The 8641-nt window shown below is 62.2% G+C and carries 8 protein-coding genes; 3 read left to right on the top strand and 5 right to left on the bottom strand.

What is annotated here, in order from left to right; all coding sequences use genetic code 11:
* The first annotated feature begins 125 nt into the window (after window positions 1-125).
* Both GWQ22_RS20045 and dhaR read left to right on the top strand, forming a co-directional pair.
* Window positions 126-458 (top strand): hypothetical protein, encoded by a 333-nt coding sequence (locus GWQ22_RS20045; protein ID WP_275931425.1) that lies wholly within the window; start codon window positions 126-128, stop codon window positions 456-458.
* Between the two features lie 121 nt (window positions 459-579).
* Window positions 580-2481 (top strand): dihydroxyacetone kinase operon transcriptional regulator DhaR, encoded by a 1902-nt coding sequence (gene dhaR, locus GWQ22_RS20040; protein WP_275931424.1) that lies wholly within the window; start codon window positions 580-582, stop codon window positions 2479-2481.
* Window positions 2482-2574: 93 nt separating this feature from the next.
* On the opposite strand, the gene GWQ22_RS20035 is transcribed toward dhaR, so the two are convergent.
* From GWQ22_RS20035 to GWQ22_RS20015, 5 genes are all read right to left on the bottom strand, one after another.
* Window positions 2575-3657: a glycerol dehydrogenase gene (locus GWQ22_RS20035; RefSeq protein ID WP_275931423.1), complete on the bottom strand. Its 1083-nt coding sequence runs from the start codon at window positions 3655-3657 to the stop codon at window positions 2575-2577.
* Window positions 3658-3803: 146 nt separating this feature from the next.
* Window positions 3804-4520 (bottom strand): dihydroxyacetone kinase phosphoryl donor subunit DhaM, encoded by a 717-nt coding sequence (gene dhaM, locus GWQ22_RS20030; RefSeq protein ID WP_275931422.1) that lies wholly within the window; start codon window positions 4518-4520, stop codon window positions 3804-3806.
* A 1-nt stretch (window position 4521) separates the two neighbouring features.
* Window positions 4522-5151 carry a dihydroxyacetone kinase subunit DhaL gene (gene dhaL / locus GWQ22_RS20025; protein WP_108536552.1) on the bottom strand — a complete coding sequence of 210 codons (630 nt, stop codon included), beginning with the start codon at window positions 5149-5151 and terminating at the stop codon, window positions 4522-4524.
* Window positions 5152-5160: 9 nt separating this feature from the next.
* Window positions 5161-6231 (bottom strand): dihydroxyacetone kinase subunit DhaK, encoded by a 1071-nt coding sequence (gene dhaK / locus GWQ22_RS20020; RefSeq protein ID WP_275931421.1) that lies wholly within the window; start codon window positions 6229-6231, stop codon window positions 5161-5163.
* 229 nt (window positions 6232-6460) lie between these two features.
* Window positions 6461-7819 carry an NCS2 family permease gene (locus GWQ22_RS20015; protein ID WP_042039244.1) on the bottom strand — a complete coding sequence of 453 codons (1359 nt, stop codon included), beginning with the start codon at window positions 7817-7819 and terminating at the stop codon, window positions 6461-6463.
* Between the two features lie 227 nt (window positions 7820-8046).
* Here GWQ22_RS20015 and GWQ22_RS20010 point away from each other — a divergent pair, with 227 nt between their 5' ends.
* Window positions 8047-8379 (top strand): cupin domain-containing protein, encoded by a 333-nt coding sequence (locus GWQ22_RS20010; RefSeq protein ID WP_108536198.1) that lies wholly within the window; start codon window positions 8047-8049, stop codon window positions 8377-8379.
* Window positions 8380-8641 lie beyond the last annotated feature (262 nt).

Genomic DNA, 8641 nt, shown 5'->3' with positions numbered 1-8641 from the left:
ACAGGGATTGCAGGCTGGAGCTCACTCTGGGAAGGCTGGCAAACACTGCAAAGTAAACTGGACGGCTTTATTGCCGCCAAAGAGATGATGGCTTCGGGGATCAAGATCTGATCAAGAGACAGCCTTTGGCGCTGAACATATTCGTTCAAAATATTTTTTTGGCTTTTTTTGCCACCGAGCAACAATACACTTCTGAATCTGTAATGGAAAGCGCCATCCTGTCTCAGCAACTTGAATCACTCGAGAATGTGATCGAGGTGACACCCATATGGCGTAGTGGGCCAAGATGCGGAATGGCGGCTGGTTCAGAGGCTTGTGGTCAACAGAAATGGACGGAAACAAATAACCCGGGGCGTGGCAACACCCCGGGTTATCAGTGGGTAGGAGAGGGTCAGGCGGGAGGGCTGGTGAAGGGTGATGCAGTGAATGCCACCACCACCGGTGGCCTTGTCGCCTAATTCGAGTGTGAACCCGACCTTGCAGAGGATAGGCTTGCCACCCTCTGAGGCAGGTCACTGAATAGGGGGCGCTGGCGTGGTTAAATGGTCGGCTCACATCTTGCCGGATATTGCTGTGACCATGCCATCTGACCTTCAGCCGCTGCTCGCTTGGCCTGACTATCTGCAGGCCTCCTGGCTGCGCTGCGCCCACCAGACCAGTGCCACCCTCTGGCACCCGCCCCACAGCGCCAAGGGGCAGACCTTGCAGAGCCTGCGTCAGCGCAAGCGGGACTTGCTCACCACCGGCGAGATGGCCCTCGAAGATCTCTACGAATTTATGGAGGGGCGCCCCTGCGCACTGCTGCTCACCGACGAGAGCGGCTGCCTGTTGGCCCAGACCGGCCACCCCGACACCCTGCGCGAGCTGGCGGCGCTGGGGTTTGGCCCCGGCGCCTTTTTCAGCGAGGGGCGCATCGGCACCAATGCCATCAATCTGGCGGCGCTGGAGGGGCTACCGCTCTGCGTCAGCGGCCCCCAGCACTTCAACCAGACCCTCCATCCCTGGCACAGCTGCGCCAGCCCGGTCTACAACAGCAATGGCCGTCAGGTCGCCATCATCGCTCTGATCTGCAAGGTGGAGGCGGCGAGTGCCGGGGATCTGGCGCTCACCGTCAGCGCCGGTCGCGAGCTGGCCCATCTGCTGCAGATGGAGACCCTGATGCAGGAGTCCCAGCACCACCTGAGCGAGCTTTACGCCCTGCTCGATGGCATGGATGACGGTGTGCTGGCCTGGGATCCGCAGGGCCGATTGCGCTACCTCAATGGGCTGGCGGCCAACCGGCTGCGGCTCGATCCTGCGCTCTGTCTCGGTCAGCCGCTGGAGCAGCACCTGCTGTTGCCGCAGCGGTTGCAGCTGGCCATCAAGGGGCAGACACCACTGAGTCATGTGGAGGTGACGCTGGAGCGGCTCGGCGCTCAGGAGGGGGAGTTTATCAATGCGCTGGTAAGCCTCAAGCCGCTGCCGGGGCCGGAGGGGGTCAGCTTTATCGCCCTGCTGCACCCGGTCGACCGGCTGCGGGCCATCCATCAGCTGCGCCAGACGGTGCCCGAGTTGTCGGCACTGGTGGGGGAATCGAGCGCCATGCGCAAGCTGCTGCGCTATGCCCGGCAGGCGGCCCAGAGTCAGGGGCCGATCCTGCTGCGCGGCGAAGAGGAGGTGGGCAAGGCCCAGCTGGCGGAGGCGATCCACTTTGGCAGCGAACGGGCTGCCGGGTCGCTCATTACCCTCAACTGTCAGGCGCTGCCGAGCGAGCGGATGGCGCTGGAGCTGATGGGTTCCGACGAGGCGGGGCAGGAGCGGGCGGGCAAGTTCGAGCTGGCCCACGGCGGCACCCTGGTGCTGGAGCAGGTGGAATGTCTCTCTGCCCCCATGCAGGCGGCGCTGCTGCAACTGCTCAAGACCGGCCGCATCCAGCGCTTCGATTCGGCCCGCATCCTGCCGCTCAAGGTGCGGATCGTCGCCACCAGTAGCGCCCCGCTGGAGCAACTGGTGCAGGAGGGGCTGTTTGGCCGCCAGCTGCTCTATGCCTTGCAGGCGTGCGAGCTCTGGCTGCCGGAGCTGCGCGAGCGCGCGGCGGATTTGCCTAGCCTTATCAGCCAGCAGTTGGCGGCGCAGGGGCGCGAGCCGGTGCGCCAGTTCAGCCCGGCGGCCCTCGACTGTCTGCTCGCCTACCCTTGGCCCGGCAATCTGGGGGAGCTGCGCAGCGCGGTCGAGCATGCCCTGCTTCATGCCGGTCAGGGGCTGATCCCGCCGGAGGCGCTGCCCGCTGCCATTCGTCACGGTTATCAGTTGGTGGCGGATGAGGTGGTGGGGCAACCGCTGCTCACCTTGGCGGAGCTGGAGCGCCAGGCCATTTTGCGCTGCGCCCACGCCTGCAAGGGGCAGGTGAGCCAGATGGCCCAGCATCTTGGCATCAGTCGCACCACCCTGTGGCGGCGACTGAAGCTGCTCGAGATCGATCCCGCCGACTATCACGGCTGACGCCGCTCTAGTCGTCGCCAACCGGCCCGCAGAAAACGAAACGGCCCCGCAGTGGCGGGGCCGTGTTATATGGCAAGGTCAGCGGTGGCGCGGTTACAGCCCCAGCTGGTGGGCGGTGACGATGGCCGCCAGCACATCCTCGGCAGTGACCTTGAACGGCATGTTGTGGATGGTCTCCCCTTCGGCGGTGGAGGCTTTGGCCACCGCCATCAGGCGCGCCATATCCAGCTCCTTGACCCCCATCATATGCAGGTTGGTCGGCAGGCCGATCGAGCGGCAGAAAGCCAGCACTGTCTCGATCTCCGCCATCGGGGCGTTCTCTAGCACCAGCTGCACCAGGGTACCGAACGCCACTTTTTCACCGTGGTAGAGGTGGTGACACTCGGTGAGCTGGGTCAGGCCGTTGTGGATGGCGTGGGCGGCGGCCAGCCCGCTGCTCTCGAAGCCGATACCACTCAGGTAGGTGTTGGCCTCGATGATATTCTCCACCGCCTTGGTGCAGAGCCCCTGTTCCACCGCCAGCTTGGCCTTGTAGCCGTCGGCCAGCAGAGTCTTGTAGCAGAGCTCGGCGATGGCCTGCGCCGCCAGCGTAGAAGCACCACCGGCCATGGTCTGGCAACCGGAAACCTTGTTGGCGCGCGCCTCGAAGTAGGTGGAGAGCGCATCCCCCATGCCGGAGACCAACAGCCGCACCGGCGCGCGGGAGACCACGCCGGTATCCATGATGACCATGTTGGGGTTGGTCGGGATCATCAGGTATTCGCTGAACTGCCCCTCCGGGGTGTAGATGACCGCCAGCGCGCTGGTGGGCGCATCGGTGGAGGCGATGGTGGGCACTATGACCACCGGCACCTTCTGGTAGAAGGCGACCGACTTGGCGGTATCCAGCGTCTTGCCGCCGCCGATACCGATGATGACGTCAAACGACGTCTGGTTGCAGCGGGCCAGCAGCCGGTCGATCTCGGGGCGGGAGCACTCGCCGTTGAAACAGTCAAACTCGGGCTTGATGCCCACACTGTGGAAGCTGGTAGCAACCGTGTCGCCAACCAGCTTGGTGACCAAGGCATCGGCCAGAATGAGCGGTTTGGTGCCGAGCGCCTTGACGTAGTTGCCTATGTTGGCGAGGGCCCCGTTACCTTGCACATATTTGCTGGGGCTGATGATGATGCGGTCCATATTCTATCCCTCTCTCTAGTTCATAAGACGTCTTTTGAAACTAACAGGGGCGAAGGGGCGGCAGTGCCGGGGAGTCCTTCGTCTTGAATTGCGCTGCACAGGCTCAGCGAGCGAGTGCAGCGCCTTGAAACAGTGGCGTGCGGCGATCAGTCGCCGAAGCGCTCGGCAGCCAGCTGCTGGAAGCAGGCCAATGCAGCGGTGGCATCCTCCCCGCGCGCCAGCAGGGTGAGCATGTCGCCCTGACGCACGTTAAGCATGGTGAGCCGGGTCAGGCTGCGGGGGTTGGCCTCTTTATCCCCTTTTTGCAGCTTGAGTTCAGCGGCAAAGGGCTTGAGGGCGGCCACCAGTCGGGCGGCGGGGCGCACATGCAGGCCGTGGGGGTTATCCACCACCACTTCGCAGCGCAGCCAGCCATCGTCGCTAACGGGAGCTGTGTCAGTGCAGGCATGCGAAGTGGTGGCAGGCAGCATCGCCTGTTTCGGGCCCAGCGCGCCGAGTGCCTCGGCGGCTACCTCATCCAGCGTCATCCCGGAACCGGCCGCCACCACGGCGGCCAGAGTGCCCTCGACCAGCGGGGCGGGGCAGAGCCGCACCCGGGCGCTTAACTCGAGGGGCAGCAGTTCGAGGGCGGTCTCGGCGCTGAGCAGGGCGCTGCCCAAGTCCATCAGTACCAGCACGCCGCTGCCGTCATCCGCTTCTTCTATCGCACTCATCACGGCGATGGCATCTGTGCCTATGGGGTGGGCGGGGTCATCGACCCCGGCCGCCAGCAGCAGGCGGGCCGGGCTGCCCAGCTGATCGGCCAGCGCTTTCAGTCCGGCCGCCAGCATAGCGCTGTGAGAGACAACTACGATTCCGATCATGTCACAACCTCGCTCTGTCACGCAGGGCGGTCAGCAGCAGCAGGGTCGAGGTGGCCCCGGCATCCTGATGGCCGATGCTGCGCTCGCCAAGATAGCTGGCGCGCCCCTTGCGGGCCTGCATCTGGATGGTGGCCTCGGTACCGGCTGCGGCGGCTGCCACCGCCTTATCCAGCGCATCGTTGAGGGACAGCGCTTGCTGCTGCGCCTGTTGCAGGGCGGCCAGTGCCGGCCACCAGGCGTCGCACATTGTCTTGTCACCCGGCTCGGCGCGGCCGCGGGAGACGATCCCCTCGACGCCGTCACTCAGCATTTTGCACAACTGACTCAGGCTCAGGCTCTGGCAGGCATCCGTGCTGGCCGCCGCCCGGATAAAGAAGGTGCCGTAGAGCGGGCCACTGGCGCCGCCGACCGAGGAGAGCAACGTCATGCCGGTGGTTTTCAGCACCTGGCCGATGTCTTTGTCTGCCACCGCAGGCAGCTTCTCGGCCACCTTGGTAAAGCCGCGCTGCATGTTGAGGCCGTGGTCGCCATCGCCGATATCGGTATCCAGCGCGGTGAGGTAGTCACGCTGCTCGGTAAAGATGTGTTCGCAGTCCAGCAGCCAGTTGACGATGTGATGCTTGCTTAACATGGGTTCTCCTTAGCAACCGCGACGCAGGGCGGGGGTGTGAACGGGGGCATCCCACAGGGTCATCAGTTCATCATCCACCTTGAGCAGGGTGATGGAGATGCCGGTCATGTCGAGGGCGGTACAGTAGGGGCCGATCAGGTTACGTACCAGATGGATGCCTGCCGCTTCGCACAGGGTGGCGAGGCGACCATAGACACCATACAGCTCTGAAATCGGGGTGCCGCCGAGGCTGTTGACCAGCGCGATGACACGATCGCCCGCATTCAGCGGCTCGATAAAGGTGTGCTCTTCCTGCCAGCTGCCGGAGGCTCTGTCCCAGTGGCGCAGGGTGCGACCATAGGGGGTGTTGTCCGCAAGCTCGCTGAACATGTCGTCCACCAGGGTATTGAGGTCGGTGAAGGGGCGGCGCGCTATGCCCGGCTCGCCGTGGATACCCACGCCAAACTCCATCTCGTTGTCTGCCAGGGTGAAGGAGGGCTTGCCAGCGGCAGGCACGGTGCAGGCATGCATGGCAACGCCAATGGTGCGGCTCTGGTTGTTGATGCGACGGGCCAGCGCCTCGCAGCGGGTCAGGTCATAGCCCGCTTCGGCAGCGGCACCGACCAGTTTCTCGCACAGCACAGTAGTGGCGACACCACGACGACCGGCAGTATAGAGGCTGTCTTTGACTGCCACGTCGTCATCGATCAGCGAGAAGCCGACCTTAACGCCATCGCCGTGCAGCAGCTCGACCGCGGTCTCGAAGTTGAGCACGTCACCGGTGTAGTTCTTCACCAGAAACAGTACGCCCGCGCCGCCATCGACCGCCTGACCGCACTCGTACATCTGATCCGGGGTCGGGGAGGTAAAAATCTCGCCGGGGCAGGCGCCATCCAGCATCCCTTTGCCCACTAGACCGCCGTGCATCGGCTCGTGGCCGCTGCCACCGCCAGAGACCAGCGCCACCTTGCCCATCACGGGGGAGTCGGCGCGGGTTATGTAGTGGGGTTCGATACGGACCTTGAGCTCGGGGTGGGCGGCAGCCATCCCCATCAGTTGTTCACGGACCACGGCATCGACGGCATTGATCAGTTTCTTCATGGCTCACTCCTTGGCTTGCCACCGCTCGGGTGGGCAAATGGTTGATGGAGCCAGTCTAACGGGATAAATCGGGAGAAAAATGATGGCCGGTTCGGTTCGGATTTGAAACAGCAGAGGGGATGTTGGCGTTTCAATCTGAAACGGCGCGGAACAAACTGGCGGGAAACTGTTAGCCGCCTCACAGCCATGAAAAAGGGCCCCGCAGGGCCCTTCGCTATAACCGGATGGGTTAGATAGCCCAACCCCCGGCATAGAAGACCACCAAAGCCACGGCGATGATGACGGTGCCGACGTTGAGTTTCTTCCACTCGGCGGCAAACAGACGACCCACGACCAGCGCCACAAAGCCCAGCATGATGCCGGTCACTATGTTGCAGGTCAGCACGATGAAGACGGCGCACAGCATGCCAGCCAGCGCATCGACCGAGTCGTTGAAATCCAGCTTGGTGACGTTGCCCAGCATCAGCAGGCCGACGTACATCAGCGCCGGTGCGGTGGCATAAGCCGGCACCAGATAGCTGAGCGGGGAGAGGAAGATCATCAGCAGGAACAGCACGCCGACCAGCGCAGCAGTCAGACCAGTCTTGCCACCGGCTGCTGTGCCTGCGGCAGATTCGATGTAGACGGCGGCCGGAGCCCCACCCACCACGCCAGCCACCATGCTGCTGACGGAGTCGGCAGTCAGGGCCTTACCGCCGCTGATGATGTGGCCACGCTCATTGATGAGCCCCGCCTGACCGGCCACGGCTCGTATGGTACCGGTAGCGTCGAACACGGCCGTCATCACCAGTGCCAGCACAGTGGGGATGACCACAGGATTGAGGGCACCCAGCAGATCCATGCTGCCAACCAGCGAACCTTTTTCACCGGTCAGGCTCGGCATGGCGAAGAAGCCCTGCCAGGTTACGTTCGGATCGAAGATGAGGCCGAGGATGGAGATGGCGATGATCACCATCAGGATACCGCCCGGCACCTTGCGACGCTCCAGACCGAAGATGGCGGCCAGACCCAGCACCGTCATGACGACAGGAAAGGAGGTCACCTCACCCAGTTGAACCGGCAGACCGGCCCCTTCGTTCTTGATCACCATACCGACACCGTTGGTGGCGATCAGCAGCAGGAACAGACCGATGCCGATGCCGGTGCCGTGGGCAATGCCGGAGGGAAGGTTGTCCAGGATCCACTGGCGCACGCCTGTGATACTGATGAGGGTAAACACCACCCCCATCAGGAAGATGGCGCCAAGGGCAACCGGAATGCTCAGTCCCTGACCCAGTACCAGACTGAACGCGGTAAAGGCGGTGAGGGAGATGGCGCAACCGATGGCCATCGGCAGCTTGGCCCACAGCCCCATCAGCAGGGAGCCGAAGGCAGCGATCAAACAGGTCGCCACGAAGACGGGCCCCTGCTCGAAGCCGGCAGCGCCCAGCATGTTCGGCACCACTATGATGCTGTAGACCATGGCCAGGAAGGTGGTCAAACCGGCCAGCAACTCCTGGCGCACGCTACTGCCGCGCGCAGAAATGGAAAAATAAGAGTCCAAAAAGCCGCCTTTTGCTCCGTTGGCGGCCATATCTTGCTTTGCCATAACTTATCCTGAAAGTGTGAAGGAAATCGTTTGCTTTTGTGGCGCGCAAAATAGCAAGAATTTGTCGAAATTGCAGCGAATTCCCTGAATTTTTCATCAAAATGGCAGAAATTGTTCTCGTTCGGACACAAATTTGCATACGCGCTTGCTGCAGCCCTCACCTTCATCCACGAGGAACGCCTCTATACTGCAGAGAACTATTCGCACTGCAAGACGGGAGATGACCCATGCACACGCGCAATCTGCTGAACGATATTCCCTCGCCACTGCCTACCGAACTCTTTCAGGGTCTTGTCAGTACCAACCACCTGCGAATCGAGCGCATTCTCTCCCACGGCCATCAGACGGCGCCGGGAGAGTGGTACGATCAGGATGAACATGAATGGATCCTGGTCGTGCAAGGAGAGGCCAGCCTGCTATTCATCGATCCGCAGACCCAGGAACAACAATCGGTACAACTGGGCCCGGGCGATCACATCAATATTCCCGCCCGCCAGAAACATAGGGTGGAGTGGACTCACCCCGACATGACCACAGTCTGGCTCTGCGTGTTCTACTGAGATGGATAAGGGGACTGAAAGGGTAGGCTTTAGACCTTGAATGATTTTGAGTTGATACCAAAAAGAAAGTAAGCGTCCAGCGAAGGCCGTATTGACAGGGGCGACAGGTTATTCAGCAGGTAGAGCAACACGCCAGAGCCTGTAAATAATTCTGTGTAACTGCCCACTCCATTACAGGTGACCGTTCAGGCGATCACCGAACTCGATAATAAAACGATTTAGGGCAAGCTTCCAATTCTGGATCGGCATGGTCCATTTCTTG

Source organism: Aeromonas sp. 1HA1 (assembly GCF_029237385.1).
In the GTDB taxonomy this organism is placed as follows: domain Bacteria; phylum Pseudomonadota; class Gammaproteobacteria; order Enterobacterales; family Aeromonadaceae; genus Aeromonas; species Aeromonas popoffii.
The sequence above is the reverse complement of the archived record's forward strand: the minus strand, read 5'-3'. Positions and strand labels throughout refer to the sequence as shown.